The 18,534-nt window shown below is 69.0% G+C and carries 17 protein-coding genes and 1 pseudogene; 16 read left to right on the top strand and 2 right to left on the bottom strand.

Annotation, left to right across the window (positions count from 1 at the left end):
* The 10 genes and pseudogenes from nadC to D474_RS28415 all read left to right on the top strand — a co-directional run.
* Window positions 1–648 (top strand): carboxylating nicotinate-nucleotide diphosphorylase (gene nadC / locus D474_RS0111970; protein WP_017613805.1); only part of this gene is annotated, 648 nt, incomplete at its 5' end.
* Between the two features lie 65 nt (window positions 649–713).
* Window positions 714–1,483: pseudogene (locus tag D474_RS28420) on the top strand (type III pantothenate kinase).
* Window positions 1,484–1,546: 63 nt separating this feature from the next.
* Window positions 1,547–3,049 carry a bifunctional lysylphosphatidylglycerol synthetase/lysine--tRNA ligase LysX gene (gene lysX, locus D474_RS0111960; protein ID WP_017613804.1) on the top strand — a complete coding sequence of 501 codons (1,503 nt, stop codon included), beginning with the start codon at window positions 1,547–1,549 and terminating at the stop codon, window positions 3,047–3,049.
* A 676-nt stretch (window positions 3,050–3,725) separates the two neighbouring features.
* Window positions 3,726–4,049, top strand: coding sequence for a LuxR C-terminal-related transcriptional regulator (locus tag D474_RS0111950; RefSeq protein WP_017613802.1), 324 nt, complete (start codon window positions 3,726–3,728; stop codon window positions 4,047–4,049).
* A gap of 68 nt (window positions 4,050–4,117) precedes the next feature.
* On the top strand, window positions 4,118–4,669 hold the full coding sequence (locus D474_RS0111945) for an amino-acid N-acetyltransferase (RefSeq protein WP_026118412.1): 552 nt from the start codon (window positions 4,118–4,120) through the stop codon (window positions 4,667–4,669).
* Between the two features lie 458 nt (window positions 4,670–5,127).
* Window positions 5,128–5,406, top strand: coding sequence for a hypothetical protein (locus tag D474_RS0111940; RefSeq protein ID WP_026118411.1), 279 nt, complete (start codon window positions 5,128–5,130; stop codon window positions 5,404–5,406).
* 204 nt (window positions 5,407–5,610) lie between these two features.
* Complete coding sequence (locus tag D474_RS0111935) at window positions 5,611–5,946, top strand: histone-like nucleoid-structuring protein Lsr2 (protein WP_017613799.1); 336 nt, start codon at window positions 5,611–5,613, stop codon at window positions 5,944–5,946.
* 685 nt (window positions 5,947–6,631) lie between these two features.
* On the top strand, window positions 6,632–9,142 hold the full coding sequence (locus D474_RS0111930; RefSeq protein ID WP_017613798.1) for an ATP-dependent Clp protease ATP-binding subunit: 2,511 nt from the start codon (window positions 6,632–6,634) through the stop codon (window positions 9,140–9,142).
* Window positions 9,143–9,263: 121 nt separating this feature from the next.
* Window positions 9,264–10,013: a DUF3105 domain-containing protein gene (locus tag D474_RS0111925; RefSeq protein WP_026118409.1), complete on the top strand. Its 750-nt coding sequence runs from the start codon at window positions 9,264–9,266 to the stop codon at window positions 10,011–10,013.
* A gap of 75 nt (window positions 10,014–10,088) precedes the next feature.
* On the top strand, window positions 10,089–10,799 hold the full coding sequence (locus tag D474_RS28415) for a DUF3105 domain-containing protein (protein WP_239647049.1): 711 nt from the start codon (window positions 10,089–10,091) through the stop codon (window positions 10,797–10,799).
* Between the two features lie 21 nt (window positions 10,800–10,820).
* On the opposite strand, the gene D474_RS0111915 is transcribed toward D474_RS28415, so the two are convergent.
* Complete coding sequence (locus D474_RS0111915) at window positions 10,821–11,696, bottom strand: HhH-GPD family protein (protein WP_017613795.1); 876 nt, start codon at window positions 11,694–11,696, stop codon at window positions 10,821–10,823.
* 129 nt (window positions 11,697–11,825) lie between these two features.
* On the opposite strand from D474_RS0111915, the gene D474_RS0111910 reads away from it, so the two are divergent.
* Both D474_RS0111910 and D474_RS0111905 read left to right on the top strand, forming a co-directional pair.
* On the top strand, window positions 11,826–12,545 hold the full coding sequence (locus D474_RS0111910; RefSeq protein ID WP_017613794.1) for a hypothetical protein: 720 nt from the start codon (window positions 11,826–11,828) through the stop codon (window positions 12,543–12,545).
* A gap of 126 nt (window positions 12,546–12,671) precedes the next feature.
* Complete coding sequence (locus tag D474_RS0111905) at window positions 12,672–13,046, top strand: SSI family serine proteinase inhibitor (protein WP_017613793.1); 375 nt, start codon at window positions 12,672–12,674, stop codon at window positions 13,044–13,046.
* Window positions 13,047–13,067: 21 nt separating this feature from the next.
* Here the strand turns inward: D474_RS0111905 and radA are convergent, their stop codons facing one another.
* The gene (gene radA, locus D474_RS0111900) at window positions 13,068–14,441 is read right to left on the bottom strand and encodes a DNA repair protein RadA (protein WP_017613792.1); all 1,374 of its coding nucleotides are present in this window, start codon (window positions 14,439–14,441) and stop codon (window positions 13,068–13,070) included.
* A 206-nt stretch (window positions 14,442–14,647) separates the two neighbouring features.
* Between radA and D474_RS0111895 the strand changes: the two genes are divergently transcribed.
* From D474_RS0111895 to proC, 4 genes are all read left to right on the top strand, one after another.
* Window positions 14,648–15,586 carry an SGNH/GDSL hydrolase family protein gene (locus tag D474_RS0111895; protein ID WP_017613791.1) on the top strand — a complete coding sequence of 313 codons (939 nt, stop codon included), beginning with the start codon at window positions 14,648–14,650 and terminating at the stop codon, window positions 15,584–15,586.
* A gap of 254 nt (window positions 15,587–15,840) precedes the next feature.
* Window positions 15,841–16,425 (top strand): C40 family peptidase, encoded by a 585-nt coding sequence (locus D474_RS0111890; RefSeq protein WP_017613790.1) that lies wholly within the window; start codon window positions 15,841–15,843, stop codon window positions 16,423–16,425.
* A 208-nt stretch (window positions 16,426–16,633) separates the two neighbouring features.
* Window positions 16,634–17,572 carry a sugar phosphate isomerase/epimerase family protein gene (locus D474_RS0111885; RefSeq protein ID WP_017613789.1) on the top strand — a complete coding sequence of 313 codons (939 nt, stop codon included), beginning with the start codon at window positions 16,634–16,636 and terminating at the stop codon, window positions 17,570–17,572.
* A gap of 69 nt (window positions 17,573–17,641) precedes the next feature.
* Window positions 17,642–18,463, top strand: coding sequence for a pyrroline-5-carboxylate reductase (proC, locus tag D474_RS0111880; protein ID WP_275040786.1), 822 nt, complete (start codon window positions 17,642–17,644; stop codon window positions 18,461–18,463).
* The last annotated feature ends 71 nt before the right edge of the window (window positions 18,464–18,534 follow it).

Raw genomic sequence — 18,534 nt, 5'->3', positions numbered from 1 at the left:
GACGGCGCCGTCGAGGTCAAGCGCAGCGCCGCCGACGGCGACCGGGTCCGCCGCGGCGACGTCCTCATGACCGCCACTGCCCGTACCCGCGACCTCCTCACCGCCGAGCGCACCGCCCTCAACCTCCTCACCCACATGTCCGGGATCGCCACCGCGACCCGCGCTTGGGTCGACGCCGTGGCCGGCACCGGCGCGCGCGTGCGGGACAGCCGCAAGACCCGCCCCGGTCTTCGTGCCCTGGACAAGTACGCCGTGCGCTGCGGCGGGGGCACCAACCACCGCTACTGCCTCGGCGACGCCGGCCTGATCAAGGACAACCACGTCGTCGCCGCAGGGGGAGTCGGGGCCGCCGTGCGCGCGATCCGAGAGCGCTTCCCCGGTCTGCCCCTCGAGGTCGAGGTCGACCGCATCGATCAGGTCGAGGAGGCCCTGGAAGCCGGCGCGGAGGAGATCCTCCTGGACAACTTCGTCCCCGCCGACCTGCGCAAGGCTGTGGAACTGGTCGGAGGCCGGGCGCTTTTGGAGTCCTCGGGCGGCCTCACCCTGGACACGGCCGCCGAGGTCGCTGCCACCGGTGTGGACATGCTGGCCGTCGGCGGCCTCACCCACTCCAGCCCCGCCCTGGACCTCGCTCTCGACCTGGCCTGAGCGCTCGGGCTGGTGCAGGTTTCCTGGATGACACGCCACTTCGACCACGGATGAGGGTCCGCAGAATGCTGCTCGCGATCGACGTCGGCAATTCCGAGACGGTGCTCGGCCTCTTCGACGGCGAAGAGCTCGTCGAACACTGGAGGGTGGGTACCGACACCCGCCGTACCGCCGACGAGTGGGCCGTGGTGCTCAACGGGCTGGTGGCCGGCAGCGCAGTGACCGGGCCGGACGGGGTAGACGGCATCGCCCTGTGCTGCTCGGTGCCCTCCGCCCAGCACGAGATGCGGGCGATGTTCAGGCGCAGTTACGGCGACGTTCCGGCCGTCATCGTCGAGCCGGGCGTGCGCACCGGTGTCCCGATCCGGATGGACAACCCGAAGGAGGTCGGCAGCGACCNCCCCCCGGGAGCCATCTCTACGGCAGGCCCAGCGTGGTCGTGGACTTCGGTACCGCCACGACCTTCGACGCGGTGAGCGCGAAGGGCGAGTACGTGGGTGGCGCCATCGCCCCGGGCATCGACATCTCGGTCGACGCCCTGTCCCAGCGCGGCGCCCAGCTCCACATGGTCGAGGTGGTGCGCCCGCGCGCGGCGATCGCCAAGAACACCACCGAGGCGCTCCGTTCGGGCATCGTCTTCGGGTTCGCCGGCCAGGTGGACGGGATCGTCGACCGCATGGTCGCCGAGCTCACCGACAGCCCCGACGAGGTGACGGTCGTGGCCACCGGTGGTCTGGCCGGAACCGTCGTGGGCGAGTGCGAGACCGTCGACGTGCACGAACCGTGGCTCACACTCACCGGGCTCCGGTTGGTCTTCGCCCGCAACGCCTCATGACCCGGGGCTGTGTGATGCGGGCCCCGGTCAGTCGGGGCCACGGGCGCCGGTAGGATCGTGCGCGTGAATCACGCGCACGACGACACCTACGACGACCTGCCCGAACAGATGCGCGTCCGGCGGCAGAAGCTGGACCGTCTGCGGGAGGAGGGTATCGACCCCTTCCCCGTGACCTTCCCTCGCGACACGTCGATCGGCACCGTGCGTGACAAACACCAGGGTCTGGAGCCCGACACGGGCACCGGTGACCGTGTCGCGATCGCCGGCCGCGTCATGCTCTACCGCGCCGGCGGCAAGCTCTGCTTCGCCACCCTGCGCGACGAGACGGGCGACATCCAGATCATGCTGTCCCTCGACAAGGTCGGCAAGGAGCGCCTGGACGCCTGGAAGGCCGACATCGACCTGGGCGACCACGTCGGTGTGGAGGGCGAGGTCATCACCTCCCGCCGCGGGGAGCTGTCGGTCATGGTCGACAGTTGGACGCTCACGGCCAAGTGCCTGCGTCCGCTCCCGGAGAAGCACAAGGGTCTGACCGACCCCGAGGCCCGGGTGCGCCAGCGCTACGTCGACCTCATCGTCAACCCCGAGTCGCAGGAGATGGTGCGCAGCCGCTCGGCCGCCATCCGCGCGATCCGGGAGGGGCTCAACACCCGCGACTTCATCGAGGTCGAGACCCCCATGCTCATGCGGGTGCACGGCGGTGCCACGGCCCGTCCGTTCACCACGCACATCAACGCCTACGACATGGACCTCTACCTGCGCATCGCGCCGGAGCTGTCCCTCAAGCGCCTGGTCGTGGGCGGCCTGGAGAAGGTCTTCGAGATCAACCGGAACTTCCGGAACGAGGGTGCGGACTCCACGCACAACCCCGAGTTCACGATGCTGGAGTTCTACCAGGCCTACGCCGACTACGACGTCATGGCGGACGTGACCCGGGAGATCGTCCAGGAGGCCGCCCGCGCCGTGTTCGGTTCGACCGAGATCGAGCGCGACGGCGTCACCTACGACCTGGGCGGGGACTGGCCGGAGGTCACCCTGTACGGGGCGGTCTCCGAGGCGCTGGGTGCCGACGTCGATCCGCGCACCCCGGTGGAGGAGGTGCGCCGGCTGGCCGAGGCCAAGGGTGTGGAGTTCGACCACGCCTGGGGCCAGGGCAAGCTCGTCGAGCACGTCTTCGAGGAGTTGGTCGAGCACACGATCATGCAGCCCACCTTCGTGCGGGACTTCCCGGTGGAGACCAGCCCGCTCACCCGTCGGCACCGCGAGGACCCGCTGCTCACCGAGAAGTGGGACCTCATCGGCTTCGGCATGGAGATGGGCACCGGCTACTCCGAACTGGTCGACCCGGTCGAGCAGCGCCGCCGCCTCACCGAGCAGTCCCTCATGGCCGCCGAGGGCGATCCCGAGGCGATGCAGCTCGACGAGGACTTCCTGCGTGCCCTGGAGTACGGCATGCCGCCGTCGGGCGGTGTGGGCGTCGGTATCGACCGCCTGCTCATGGCCTTCACCAACAAGGGCATCCGCGAGACCGTGCTCTTCCCGATCGTCAAGCCCTCGGGGGACTGAGACGGGGCCACGGCCGCGAGGGGACCCCGGACCAGCACGGGTGCACCGTGTGGTCCGGGGTCTTGTGCGTTCCCGGGGAACACCCCGGATGGAGGTGTCCGGTTCCACGCCGGGGCGTCTCACCGTTCGGTCAGATCATCCCGGCCCCCGGTCACGGCAGGGTCGCCGCGGGGGCATGTCGACATTTTTCCCGGTCACGGGCTGTACTTGGGACTCCGTTGTCGATGAAGATTGTTTACGCAGGTCACGCTCGGACGCGATCGTTTTCTCCGACCCCGTGATCACCCCTTGACTTTGCCTGATCACACATGGTCATTTATCGGGCCTTGACGGTAGGAACTCCGCGGCCTAGCGTGCTGATTGGCGGACTTCGGTTCGTCCGATTGCCTAAGTGGAGAAAGATCGACGGTGGGCGAGCGCCGGGCCGGGGTCAGACCCTGCCGGGCTCGTACACGCCGAACGTTCCGAAGGTGAGCTGACCGTCCCAGCTCACGAACCCGGGGCGTGCGGGCTCCGCCGTGTCCGCCTCCGAACGCCTGCCCTGTGCCAGAGGGAAGGCGTCCCGGGAGCGGGTCGCGGTGACAGGGCTCCGGTGCACAGAACCGAGCCGAGCCCGTCGGCATCCACACAGGTGACGAGTTGTTGTTCCGCACTCACATGGATGAGGGAGGACGGAGTGGAACAGGCCACACTCGTACGACGTGCCGCAGAGGACCAGAACGCTCCCCGGACCCGGGAGCACCCGGAGAACGTGGTGCCTCTCCAGGCCCGTTCGGGCGAGAACGCGCTGAGCAGCACCTACACCCCGGTCGAACTGAACCGCGAGGAGCTGGAGCTGCTGGCCGAGATCGCCACGGGCGTGACCACCGAGGTGGCCGCCCGGCACCTGGAGCTGAGCGCCCGTACACTGCGCCGCCGCATCCGCAACATCTGCGACGTGCTCGGCGTGAACACGCCCATCGAAGCCGTCGTGTGGGCCGCACGGCGTCAGTTGATCTGACAGGCGCTCGGTCGCCGACCGGGTCCGACCACGGGCATATCCGGAACCACCCGTAGGCTGGTCCGGCTATGCCCGTTCGTCATGTTCACGTGCGCCGCGCGCGCACGGCCGATGTGGTCCACGTCCGCAGGCTCGTCGACACCTACACCGTCGACCGCAGAGTGCTCTCCAAGAGCACCGTCAACCTCTACGAGGACATCCAGGAGTTCTGGGTCGCCGAGGCCGAGGACGAACCCGAGGGGCCGGGTGGGGAGGGCGAGCGCCGTGTGGTCGGCTGTGGTGCCCTCCACGTCCTCTGGGAGGACCTCGCCGAGGTCCGCACCGTCGCGGTGGACCCCTCCCTGCGGGGTTTCGGGGTGGGGCACCGGATCGTCTCCGCTCTACTGGACACCGCACGCGAACTCGGTGTGCGCCGTGTGTTCTGCCTGACATTCGAGACAGGATTCTTCGCCAAACACGGGTTCTCCCCGATCCGGGGTACCCCTGTGCCGGCCCGTGTCTACGAGGAACTCCTGCGTTCCTATGATGAGGGCGTGGCCGAATTCCTCGACCTCGAGCGGGTCAAACCCAACACACTCGGGAACACCCGGATGCTGGTACACCTCGACGAGCCGCACTGAACCGTCGGTACCTAAAGGTTTTCCGGCACTGGTGGCGCGTGTGTTCCCGATACCGTCCGGGCCCCGGTCGAACTCCGGTGATCCTCCCGCGGGACGATCAATGACCACCGGGTGGTATCGGAGTAGGAGAGGGCGGGTAATGTGGAGCTGCGTTCGCCGGTGGTGCCACAGGCATCCGAGTTCACCGCCGAGGGCCGAACCGTGTATTCACGGCGGGCCGATCACGGGGACCGCCTCCGCCCGCCAAACGGACGGGCTTCACACGACCGGACATTGGCCGTGATCGGGTTCGCCCGGGGGGAGTCCGGTACGTCCGCCGACAAAGCGGGGGACGCCCGGCCATGCGCCTCGGGCCACGGGTCACCCGGTCCGCCGGGCGCCATCCCCCCAGGAGTGTCCCGACCCTCGGTCGGGTATTTGCTGCGATAAGTGACAACCGGGAAGGGTGGGCCGCTTCGATGGGTGACTTTTTGTCATCGCTGCTTCCGCCTGGTCTCATCGATGTATTGTCGGCGCTGCTGCCGCCGGCGGTGGTCGGTGGTACCTTCTGCTTCTTCATCATCAAGATCCTGCGGAACGAGATGGCGCCGCGCAGGACCGACGGAAGCCTGGTCGGCAAGGGATCCGGTGAGACCGCGGACGGCGGTGACGACGCCTCCGGCGTGGAAGAGACCACTGCAGCGAACGGGGCAGCGAATGCTGCTGACGGGGGACGTCTGGAATCCGACGGGCGTTGACACGGTAACCGGTCGAGTCCGCCCGGTCGCCCCGGTAGTACAGGTGACCTGTGCCGGGGCATCCGCAGCGCGGCCATCAGGCGCTCCCGAAACCCGGGCCGGGTGCCGGCGATTTCTGGCTCGCTGGGAATTGTCTTCTGCGTTCTCCCGAGATAGCTTTATATTCAGGTGTGGAGACACCGCGCTTCTGAAAGGTTTGATTCCATGGCACAGAAGGTCCAGGTTTTCCTGGTCGACGACCTCGACGGCGGCGAGGCCGAGGAGACGGTGACGTTCGGGCTCGACGGCTCGATGTACGAAATCGACCTCAGTGCGGGTAATGCCGCCAAGCTCCGCGAAGCTCTCGGCCCCTTCGTCGAGGCCGCCCGCAAGGCTCCGAGCAAGCCCGGCCGCGCCCCTAAGAAGGGCAGCCGCAATACGCCCAGCCGTGAGCGCAGCGCCGAGATTCGCGCGTGGGCCAAGGCCGCCGGGAAGCCCGTGAATGAGCGAGGCCGTATCCCCGCCGCCATCGTCGCCGAATACGAGGCGGTCAAGGGATAGCTTTGCCCGCGGCCCCAGGTTCGCCGAAATGTTGTCACTTCTTGATGGAATGACTCCGGCGGGCACAGGGGCGGACGCCGGGCGCGGACATCCCGGGACCGTGAACGATCGGTCCCGTGACACGGGGGTGCAGGGGATATCTCGTGAGCCGCGGGCGGCCGGGGCGACAAGGTCTCCGGTCGGGATCCGCGGCGGAGCACGGCGCGAGGCGCTGGGGTGCGCGAGTGCAATGACATGACAGGACCGGCGGGTCTCCCGCGGGTACCGGGCTCTCCCCGTACTTGCGGATGCCGGTGCCACCGGATTCCGGTCAGGCTCCTATCATCTTCGAGCAGCTCGGCCTGTTCGCTCTCAGCATATGAATTCGGCGTGCACACGTGCGGCCCGGGGACTCCGTGAAGGTCGGTAGTCCCCGGGCCGTTCGCCTTCGGCGTACACCGAAATCTGGCGCCGCAATTCGTAGTTGGATGTTGGGTGAACGCCCTATCGTCGGGGAAAGTCTCTGGCACGGGCGGCTGCGGCCGGCCTTGCGGAGGCGTCCGTCTGGTCGGCGGGCCTGCCGTCCGGCCACGGACGGGTGCGGCAGAGCTCCCCGGGGCGGTTATCCCTGTGGGGCCGATATGCGGAAGAGTTGGGTCGGCAAACACCGTCCCTGCCTGACCGCTCTGTAGAGGAGCGACGAGACATGTTCGAGAGGTTTACCGACCGCGCGCGGCGAGTGGTGGTTCTGGCCCAAGAAGAGGCCAGGATGCTCAACCACAACTACATCGGTACGGAGCACATCCTGCTCGGCCTCATCCACGAGGGTGAGGGCGTCGCCGCCAAGGCCCTGGAGAGCCTCGGCATCAGCCTCGAAGCGGTTCGGCAGCAGGTCGAGGAGATCATCGGCCAGGGCCAGCAGGCGCCGTCGGGTCACATCCCCTTCACACCGCGCGCCAAGAAGGTCCTGGAGCTGTCGCTGCGTGAGGCGCTCCAGCTGGGCCACAACTACATCGGGACCGAGCACATACTGCTGGGTCTGATCCGTGAGGGCGAGGGCGTGGCCGCACAGGTGCTGGTCAAGCTCGGCGCGGACCTCAACCGCGTCCGCCAGCAGGTCATCCAGCTCCTGCACGGGTACCAGGGCAAGGAGGCCCAGGCCACGGGCGCATCCTCCGAGTCCACCCCTTCCACCTCCCTCGTTCTCGACCAGTTCGGTCGCAACCTGACCCAGGCCGCCCGGGAGAGCAACCTCGACCCGGTCATCGGTCGGGACCAGGAGATCGAGCGGGTCATGCAGGTCCTGTCGCGGCGGACCAAGAACAACCCGGTGCTCATCGGTGAGCCCGGTGTCGGTAAGACCGCCGTCGTCGAGGGCCTCGCACAGAAGATCACCAAGGGTGAGATCCCCGAGACGCTCAAGGACAAGCAGCTGTACACGCTTGACCTGGGTGCTCTCGTCGCGGGCAGCCGCTACCGCGGTGACTTCGAGGAACGCCTCAAGAAGGTCCTCAAGGAGATCCGTACACGCGGTGACATCATCCTCTTCATCGACGAGCTGCACACGCTGGTCGGCGCCGGGGCGGCGGAAGGTGCCATAGACGCCGCTTCCATCCTGAAGCCCATGCTGGCCCGGGGTGAGCTGCAGACCATCGGTGCGACCACGCTCGACGAGTATCGAAAGTACCTGGAGAAGGACGCGGCCCTGGAGCGGCGCTTCCAGCCGATCCAGGTGGACGAGCCCTCCACCAAGCACGCGATCGAGATCCTCAAGGGGCTGCGCGACCGGTACGAGGCCCACCACCGGGTCTCCATCACCGACGAGGCCCTGGCGGCCGCGGCCCAGATGGCGGACCGCTACATCAGCGACCGCTACCTGCCGGACAAGGCCATCGACCTCATCGACGAGGCCGGCTCGCGGATGCGTATCCGCCGGATGACCGCTCCGCCGGACCTGCGCGAGTTCGACGACAAGATCGCGGACGTGCGCCGCGACAAGGAGTCGGCGATCGACGCGCAGGACTTCGAGAAGGCCGCCTCACTGCGTGACGACGAGAAGCAGCTGCTGAACAAGAAGGCTCAGCGGGAGAAGGAGTGGAAGGCCGGCGACATGGACGTCGTCGCTGAGGTCGACGAGGAGCTCATCGCCGAGGTCCTGGCCGCTTCCACCGGGATCCCGGTCTTCCAGCTCACCGAGGAGGAGAGCTCCCGGCTGCTGCGCATGGAGGACGAGCTGCACAAGCGGGTCATCGGTCAGGAGGACGCCATCAAGGCGCTCTCCCAGGCGATCCGCCGTACCCGCGCCGGTCTGAAGGACCCCAAGCGCCCCGGTGGTTCGTTCATCTTCGCCGGCCCGTCCGGTGTCGGTAAGACCGAGTTGTCCAAGACCCTCGCCGAGTTCCTGTTCGGGGACGAGGAAGCGCTGATCCAGCTCGACATGTCCGAGTTCATGGAGAAGCACACGGTCTCGCGGCTGTTCGGTTCCCCGCCCGGCTACGTCGGCTACGAGGAGGGCGGCCAGCTCACCGAGAAGGTGCGCCGCAAGCCGTTCTCCGTGGTCCTCTTCGACGAGATCGAGAAGGCCCACAGCGACATCTTCAACTCTCTGCTGCAGGTGTTGGAGGAGGGCCGTCTCACCGACGCCCAGGGTCGCAACGTGGACTTCAAGAACACGATCATCATCATGACGACCAACCTCGGTACGCGGGACATCTCCAAGGGCGTGGCCATGGGCTTCGCCAAGGAGGACGACGCCGGTACCAACTACGAGCGGATGAAGTCCAAGGTCAACGAGGAGCTCAAGAACAGCTTCCGTCCGGAGTTCCTCAACCGTGTGGACGACGTCATCGTCTTCCACCAGCTGACCGAGAGGGAGATCTTCGAGATCGTCGACCTGATGGTGACGGGCCTCGATTCCCGCCTCAGGGAGAAGGACATGGGGATCGAGCTCAAGCCGAAGGCGAAGAAGGTCCTCTCCGAGCGCGGGTTCGACCCGGTCCTGGGTGCCAGGCCGCTGCGCCGCACGATCCAGCGGGACATCGAGGACCAGCTGTCCGAGAAGATCCTCTTCGGCGACGTCAAGGCCGGCCAGATCGTCGTGATCGACGCCGAGGGCGAGGGTGCCGATTCGCAGTTCACCTTCAAGGGTGTTCCGAAGCCGTCCAACGTGCCGGACACCCCGGAGGTCGAGGAATCGGCCGCCGGCACCGGCGAGTAGGGCTCGCACCGGTCCGACCGGTACCGACGCGGGGGCGTCCCTGAACGGGGGCGCCCCCGCGGCGTGTGTGGGTCCCGTATCGCCCTGGTGGCGGGGGACGGGAGCGGGCTAAGGTGCGAGCGTGACTGACGATCCCACCCCCCAAGCCTCCGGTCCTCCGGAGCGAAGACACAGCACCCCCCGAACCACCCCGCCCCGGCCTGCTTCCGGCAACGGCTGGGGGTTTGTCGTCGGCCTCCTCGTGACCGGCCTGGTGGTCGGCGGGGGAGCGGCCGGGTGCAACATCCTGCTCGGCTCGTCGGGCGGAGCGACCGGCAGCGGCACCGACATCGCCGACGTGAGCCGTTCGGCCGAACCCGCGGACCCGGACGAGATCGGGACCGTGCAGAACTTCGGCGTCCCCTCCGCCTCGCACGTGGAGGTCGGCACCGACATCGATTACGGCGTGCACCCGCCCGTGGGCGGCGACCACTACGCCATCTGGCAGGACTGCGGCGTCTACGACGAACCCATCCGCACGGAGCTGGGCGTGCATTCACAGGAGCACGGCGCCGTCTGGATCACCTACGACGAGGACGCCCTGGAACCCGGCGGGGTCGAGTCCCTCGCCGATCTCTACCGGCCCGGCGACTTCCTCCTGGTCAGCCCGATGGAGAACCTGCCTGCGCCCGTCGTGGCCTCGGCCTGGGGCGCACAGGTGGTCGTCGAGGACCCCGAGGCCCCGGAGCTGGAGGAGTTCTTGCGCGAGTTCGACCGTGCGGTCACCACCCCCGAGCACGGCGGTCCCTGCAGCGGCGCTTACTCCGGTACCGAGGCCGAGTTCGAGGAGGACGGGGAGCTGCTCGACGAGCTGGTGGAGGAGCACGGCTGAACCGCGGCCGGACCCCAGCGGGGGATCTGTGCGATCGGCCAACGCGAACCCAGAGCTGCCACTAGGCTGCGGAGGGTGACTGATGCGCCCGAGTCCCAGCAGCCCGGATCCTTCCCGCCCCCCGCCCCCGCCACGGGGCCTCCCGCGCGGGATGCGGCATCCCCGTACGCGATGGGGGCCTTCTTCGCCCTGGCCCTGGTCCTGGCCGGGGGAGTGGTCGCCTACATGATGTTCGGTGCCGGGGACCGGGCCCGCGGTTCCGCGGTCGATGGGGTCCAGGAGTGGGAGGGGTTGTCCAAAGCGCACGTGCCCATGGACACCCGAGCCGAGTACGAGATGTATCCGCCGGCCGGCGGCGAGCACTACGACGCATGGCAGAACTGCGGCGTGTACGACGAACCGCTGCGCACCGAGTTCGCAGTGCACTCGCAGGAGCACGGCGCTGTGTGGATCACCCATGACCCGCACCTGGACCGCGATGAGGTCCAGCAGCTGCACGACCTCTACTCCCCGGGCGAATACATCATCGTCAGCCCGATGGAGAATCTCCCCGCCCCGGTGGTGGCCTCCGGTTGGGAGACCCAGGTCCGGCTCGACGGCGCCGACGACCCGCGGTTGGGCCCGTTCCTGCGTCAGTACGTGCAGTCCCGCGACGTCCCCGAGCCCGGAGCCCCGTGCAGCGGAATGTTCGACGGGACCGAGGAGGACTTCGACCCCGAGCGAACCCCGGCCGACCTCGGGGTCGAGAGCGAGGAGGGCGAGGGCGCGCAGGAGGCCGTGCCGTAGCGCGTTCCGGTCCGCGTGTGCTCAGCCGGGCAGGGCGTAGCGTCCGTCCTCGAGCGGGTCCACGAGTCCGTCGGAGACCAGACCGTCCAGGGCGCGCTCGCGCTGGATCCTCTCGTCCCACACCGCGTCCAGGGCGTCCTTGGGTACCGGGTGCTCGGCCTCGCGCAGCACCGCCAGCAACCTGCCGCGTACCTGGCGGTCGGTCCCGGCATAGGTCTGGCCCCGGCGCGGCGGCCCGTCGTGGGCGGGCTTGCCCGCCAGGCGCCACGCGCACTGGTCGGCGATGGGGCAGTCCGCGCACTTGGGCGAGCGTGCCGTGCACACCAGGGCGCCGAGCTCCATGACGGCCACGGCCCAGCGCGCCGCCACCGACGGGAGTTCGGGCACGAGTGACTCCGCCAGGGCCACCTCGCCCTTGGTCTGGGTTTTCGGCGGGTGCTCGATCCCGGTTTCGGCACGGGCGAGGACCCGCCGCACATTGGTGTCCAGAACCGCGTGGCGCTGTCCGAAAGCGAAGCTCGCCACGGCCGCCGCGGTGTAGGAACCCACACCCGGGAGGGCGAGCAGGGTCGCGTGGTCGCTGGGGACCTCCCCGCCGTGCTCCTCGGTGATGGCCACCGCGCAGGCGTGCAGGCGCAGCGCGCGCTGCGGGTACCCGAGCCTGTTCCACATGCGTACGGCCTCACCCGAGGCCTCTTTTGCCAGGTCAGCGGGGGTGGGCCACCGTTCCATCCAGGCTTGCCAGGCCGACAGGACCCGTACCACCGGGGTCTGCTGGAGCATGATCTCGCTGACCAGGACAGCCCAGGGCGAAGCGTCAATGGAACGCCAGGGCAGATCGCGGGCGTTGGTCTCGTACCACGCCAGAACCGCTGTGCTGTAAGGGTTGTCGCTCATCTTTTATGGAAATTCGGCGGGTTGAGTAGGTGAGTGGCGCGCAAAAACGCAATACTACGGCCCATGGCGTCAAGTACCGGACACCCAGGAGCCGTCAGTCGCGAGACCTACTGGAAGCGGCGCGCCCTCGTGTTGGCGGCCTTCCTCGTGGTGGTCGCCATCGTGGCCTATGCCTGCTCGCCCTCGGCGGGCGAGGAGGGGCAGCAGAACGAGGCCGGCGCTGGGGGCGATGACACCGAGGCCTCTCCCAGTGTCCCACCGGAGGAGCCCGCGGAGGACGGGAACGGCGAAGAGGAGGACGCCGAACCCACCGAAGAGCCCTCCCCTACCGAAGAGCCCTCCGAGGACGCGGACGAAGAGGGTGCTGAGGACGAGGACGGCGACCCCGACGGGGACGAGGGCTCCGACGACGAGGCCGAGATCGCCGCCCCCGAGCGCGCTGAGGACCCCTGCCGGCCCCAGGACGTGGTGATCACCTTCGACTTCGAGGAGAAGAAGGGCGAGGAGCAGCAGTACCCGTCCGGTGTCGATCCCTCGTTCGTCGTCGAGGTGGTCAACACCGGAGAGCAGACCTGCACCGTGGACGTGGGCCCCGAGGAGCTGGAGATGGTCGTGACCTCCGGCGACGACTCGATCTACTCCACGGCGCACTGCCGTGAGGGCGACACCTCCGACGAACGCCGGCTCGAACAGGGGCGCACGCACCGGTACACGATCGAGTGGGACCGTGAGCGCTCCTTCTCCGACTGCCGGGACGAGACATCCGCCGCCGGCAGTGGCTGGTACCACGCCGAGCTCGGCGGGACCTACAGCGAAGGCGCCGACGACCTGCGCTTCCGCGTCGGCTGACCCCCTCCGGCCCTCGACCCGGTCCGATCTTCGGGCCGGGTCTTGTTGTGTCGAATTCCCGTACACCGAGTGCTGCACTGGTTACAATGTGTGCTGTCTACTGATCCCACATCCACTGGAGCCATCGTGCAGCGCACCAACCTCGGTCCCGCTCTCGCCTGTGCCGCAGCCGCCGTCCTGGCGGTCGGCCTGACCAGCCCGGCCTCGGCGGCACGTACCGACGCCGACTACGTCCTGTCGGTGGAGTTCGAGAACTCCGGCGAGTACCGCCAGGTCAGCCTCGACTGCGACCCCGAGGGCGGCACCCACCCCAAGGCCCAGGAGGCCTGTGACCTCATCGAGGAGCACGGATCCATCGAGGCCGTCCCGGCCGAGAACGACCAGTGCACGATGGAGTACAACCCGGTCAAGGCTTCCTCCATCGGCTGGGAGGAGTACAGCGAGACCTTCAGCAACCCCTGCCTGCTCGGCCTGGCCAAGGGTGAGGTCTTCGACTTCTAGGCAGCGGAAGACGCCGTGCGCTCACTTCTTGACCAGGCGCGGCTTGGGGTACTTGGCCACGTGGTCGAGGGCCTCGCTGAGCTCCTCGACCTCGTGCACCTCGATGCCGGGGATCGCCTCGCCGAAGCCCTTGGGCACGACCGCGAGGGTGAATCCCAGGCGCTGCGCCTCGGCGACCCTGCGGCGCACACCGGTCACCGTTCGCACGTCCCCGGCAAGTCCGACCTCGCCTACGGCGATGAAGCCGGGAGGCAGGATCTTGCCGTTGAAGGAGCTTCCGGTGGCGATCGCCGTCGCGAGGTCGGCGGCGGGTTCGGCCAGCCGCATGCCGCCCACCGTCGATGTGTAGACGTCCATGTTGGCCAGCTTCATCCCGGTGCGCTTCTCCAGGACGGCGAGGATCATGTTGACCCGCGCGGTGTCCAGACCCGAGGTGGCGCGTCGCGGGGCGGGCAGCGGGGTGGGTGCGACGAGGGCCTGCACCTCGGTGATGAGGGGGCGCTGGCCCTCCAGGGCCACGGTCACGCACGTGCCCGGGACCGGGTCGGTGCGCTCGGTCAGGAAAAGGCCACTGGGGTCGGGAAGGCCCTCGATGCCGCTCTCGGTGAGCTCGAAGCAGCCGATCTCGTCCGTGGGCCCGTACCGGTTCTTGGCCGCACGCAGCAGACGCAGCTGGGAGTGGCGCTCGCCCTCGAACTGCAGGACGACGTCGACCAGGTGTTCCAGCAAGCGGGGCCCCGCGATGGAGCCGTCCTTGGTGACGTGGCCGACGAGCACGGTGGCGATGCCGCGCTCCTTCGCGACCTGGATGAGGGCGCCGGTGACCTGGCGGACCTGCGTCACGCCGCCCGGAACCCCGCTGACCTCGGGGGAGACCATCGTCTGAACCGAGTCGACCACGAGCAGGCGCGGCTGCACCGCGTCGACGTGACTGATCAGCGAGGCGATGGAGGTCTCGGCGGCGAGGAAGAGCTGGTCCGACAGCGCGTCCAGGCGTTCGGCGCGCAGGCGCACCTGCCCGGCCGACTCCTCGCCGGTGATGTAGAGGACGGGGCCCTGCTGGGCACGCATGGCGGCGACCTCGAGAAGGAGGGTGGACTTGCCGACCCCGGGTTCGCCGGCCAGCAGCACGACCCCGCCGGGCACGGCGCCGCCACCCAGTACACGGTCGAGTTCGTCGACGCCGGTGGGAACGGCCTCGGCGGTCTCCACCCCGATCTCGGTGATGGGCCGGGCGCGGGAGCTCACCGGAGCGGGTGTGACGGAACCGGGTGCGGGGGCGCCGGCCTCCTCGACGGTTCCCCAGGCCTGGCACTCGCCGCAGCGGCCGACCCACTTGAGGGTGGACCATCCGCACTCGGTGCACCGGAACGTCGATTTCGCTGCTTTGGCCATGGCCGACACGGTATCGGGCCCCGCGGCCACTCCGGTCGCCGTCCACAGGAAGGCGGTCGGAGCCCTAGGGACAGATGAAAGTTACCTACGAGTCAGGGGACCGGGAATGTCAATCATGTTAGAGACATCACAAGGGTCCTTCGGGGCTGCGTGAGATCCACGTTCCCCCGCTCCATCCACCCCGCTGACAGGAGAGAGGAGACCCGGTGTCCCGTACTGACGACACACCGGTCCACACCCCCGCCCCCGCCCCCGGGCGCCTGCGCAGATGGGCCGCCCGCGCGGCCCTGCCCGCCGTCGCGCTCCTGGGCCTGTCCCTGGCCGGCTCCCCCGTCGCATCCGAGACCACGGAGGCTGCCGAGGGCATCCCCGAGGCCGCAGAGTTCGAGGAGTACGTGGCGATCGGCGACTCCTTCACCGCCGGCCCCCTCGTGGTCCAGCAGAAGGCCCCGCTGCTGGGCTGCATGCAGTCCGATGCCAACTACCCGAAGATGCTCGCCGAACAGCTCGGCGTCACCGAGCTCGTCGACGTGAGCTGTTCCGGTGCTGTCGTCGAGGACCTCTACGAGGCCCAGTTCGACGACCAGCCGCCCCAGTTGGATTCCCTCACGTCCGACACCGACCTGGTCACCATCGGCATCGGTGGGAACGACTTCGGGTTCGCCGACGTGATGGTCGAGTGCGCCAAGCGCAGTGTCACGAGCCCGAGCGGCAGTCCGTGTGCCGACTACTACGGCGACGAGCTCGACGAGCGCATCGAGGGCCTGCGCGCTGACATCGCCGGCGTGTTCGAGGACGTGGCAGAGCGCAGCCCGGACGCCACCGTGCTGTTCGTGGGGTACCTGCAGATCCTGCCCGAGAGCGACGGATGCTGGCCGACCGTCCCGATCTCCAGCGGGGACGTCCCTTACCTGGACCAGGCACAGATCGACCTCAACGCGATGCTCGAGGAGGAGTCCGCAGCACACGGGGCGACCTTCGTAGATGTCTTCGAACGCGGCCACGATGCCTGTGAGCCCTCCGACGTGCGATGGGTGGAGGGCGTGATCCCCGAGAACGCCGCCGCTCCGGTTCACCCGAACCGCGCGGGGATGGAGGCCACGACCGATTTTGTCAGTGGAGCCCTCGAGGTCCCGGTGCCCTGACACGACTACGCCAGTGGCGCCCTCGAAGTCCCGGTGCCCTGACACGACCCGGCCGCGCTCCGTGGGGCGCGGCCGTTTTGTGCCCGGACAGGTGTTTCGGGGGGCCGGGGTCAAGCAGTCTTTGCCGGTCTTGAGCTCAAGCGTGACTACTGTGCGTGACATAAGCGACTCAGTATGTGACGAATGGGGGGCACGCGGTTCAGAGATCTGCGTCACAAGGGCGCGGGCCGCCGTGTCACTGCTGGAGGCCAGTCATGTGTGAACGCCGCCATCACGAGCAAACCGGGGTCTGTCGAAGCCGCACCCCGGAACGACAGGCCCGATCCGACCGGAACCCCACGCGCGGGGCACGCGCACTCACCGCGGCGGCAGTGACCGCGGCGGCCCTCGCCTCCGGGGCGGCCCCCGCAGCCGCCCACACCGCACAGACCCCCTCCTCCCCACCGACAACCTCCGCCGAGCGCGTGCACCAGGCTCTCCCCTCCGACACCGTCGAGGAGGCCATCAGCGCCGCGGAGACCCAGGCCGGCACCCCGTACGCCTGGGGTGGCACCGGCCCCGACTCCTTCGACTGCTCCGGGCTGGTCCAGTGGGCCTTCGGCGAGGCCGGGGTGGACCTGCCCCGCATCGCCCAGGACCAGGTCGACCAAGGGGAGAAGGTCTCTTACGACAACGCGCAGAGGGGCGACCTCCTCTACTGGGAGGACGGGGGTATGGCGTACCACGTCGCGATCTACCTCGGCGACGGGCGCATGATCGACGCACCCAGATCCGGGGGAGACGTCGGCGAGCGCGACGTCCACCACACCAACCTCGCCGGGGCCGCCCGGCTCGGCTGAGCCCCAGTCCGTCCGGAGCGGGTCGGAAAACCGACCCGATGATCCCCGCAGGCCGGCGCCCCGGTCGAGGGTCTGTTCGGCGGCCGGTCCGCCGAACAGACCCTGCTCCTCACCGCACCGACACACGGGCCGGGGCGCTGTCCGTGTCCCCACCGCCACGCCGCCCTCCGGAAGCACGGACCCGCCGGGAGCGCATAGTCTGGGTCGCGTGAGCCCTATCCAGCTCCCAGACGCGCCCGTCGTCCTGTCGTCGGCGTCGGTCTACCCGGAGAAGACCCCGGCCGCCTTCGAGATCGCGGCGATGCTGGGGTTCGACGGCGTGGAGGTCCTCGTCTCCTCCGACCCGGCGAGCCAGGACATCGACCTGCTGCGGCGTCTGTCGGACTACCACCACATGCCCGTGACTGCCGTGCACTCGCCCTGCCTCGTTCTCACCCAGCGGGTGTGGGGCAAGGACCCGTGGGGCAAGCTCGTGCGGTCCAAGGAGATGGCCGAGACGCTCGGGGCGAGCACCATCGTCGTGCATCCCGCCTTCCGTTGGCAGCGCGAGTACGCCCGCGACTTCGAACGCGGCATCGCCCGCATGCAGGACGAGACCGATGTGGTCTTCTCGGTCGAGAACATGTACCCGGTCCGTGTGCGGGAACGCGAGGTCGTGCCCTACGCGCCGAGCTGGAACCCCCTCGACCGCGACTACCCCGACGTCACGCTCGACCTCTCGCACACCGCGATGTCCGGCTCCGACGCGATGGACATGGCTCGGCAGCTGGGTGACCGCCTGTCCCACGTCCACGTCGCCGACGGCTTCGGCGGGCAGAACCTCGACGAACACCTGATCCCGGGCCGGGGGCGCCAACCTGTCGCGGAGCTGCTCGAACACCTGGCCAACACTGGTTACGGCGGCCAACTGGTACTCGAGGTCAGCACCCGCAAGGCACCCGACCGCCAGGCGCGCATGCGCGAGCTCGCCGAGGCGCTGGCCTTCACCCGGCTGCACTTCTCGCCCTCGCCGCAGGCCGCAGTGTCCCCCGCGGACCGGCGGGAGCGGATCACCCTGCTGCGTCGCGAGGGCACCGGACCGCCGCGCCACTTCTCCGTCGACCCCAGCGGAACCGTCGACGAGGACGGCACCGACGGCCGCGGGTGACCGGGCTCGCCCCACCGTTGTCCACAGATCGGGACGCGGCGTTCACGCCGGTGCGCGGTGCCCTCTAGCGTGGAGGGAGAGCAGGAAGGACTCTTCATGATCGCGATCATCGGTGCGGGCAAGATGGGCGAGGCGCTCCTCGCCGGCATGCTGGCCAAGGACCACGCGCCCCACGACGTCCTCGTGACCGAGCCCCGCGAGGAGCACGCCGCGGAGCTGCGTTCCCGCTACGGCGTCGAGACCGTCCCGGCCGAGGAGGCCGCCAAACGGGCCGACACCCTGCTGCTGGCCCTCAAACCCCACGACATGCCGGCGCTGCTGCAACAGGTCGGGCACCACCTGTCGGCGGACACGCTCGTCGTCTCGGTCGCAGCCGGGCTGACCACCGAGGCGCTGGAGAGCCACCTTCCGGTCTCCGTCCCCGTCGTGCGCGCCATGCCCAACACCCCCGCCCTGGTCGGCGAAGGCATGACCGCGGTCGCCGGAGGCAGCCACACCGGTCCGGAGCACCTGGACCGCGCCGAGCAGCTCCTGGGCACGGTCGGCGAGGTCCTGCGCATCGAGGAACGCCACATGGACACCGTGACGGCGATCTCCGGCAGCGGACCGGCCTACTTCTACTTCATCGCCGAGACCATGGTCGAGGCCGGCGTGGCCATGGGCATGCCGCGTGCGACCGCCCAGCGCCTGGTCGGCCGTACCATCAGCGGGGCGGCCTCGATGCTCGACGAGACCGGCGAGCACCCCGTCGTGCTGCGGGAGAACGTCACCTCGCCCGGTGGGACCACCGCCGCCGCGTTGCGCGAGCTCGAGCGGCACGGGGTGCGCACGGCGTTCACCGACGCGATCGAGGCCGCACGCGACCGGAGCAACGCGCTGTCCCAGAGCTGAGTCAGGAGGGCAGGAGGGCCCGGCGGGGGCCGAAAACGGCCAGAACCAGGTACTGGACGTCCATTTTGTCG

Origin of the sequence: Nocardiopsis salina YIM 90010 (assembly GCF_000341025.1) — a bacterium.
Lineage (GTDB): Bacteria > Actinomycetota > Actinomycetes > Streptosporangiales > Streptosporangiaceae > Nocardiopsis > Nocardiopsis salina.
Note: the sequence above shows the minus strand (reverse complement) of the source record. Positions and strands in the feature narration are given on the sequence as shown.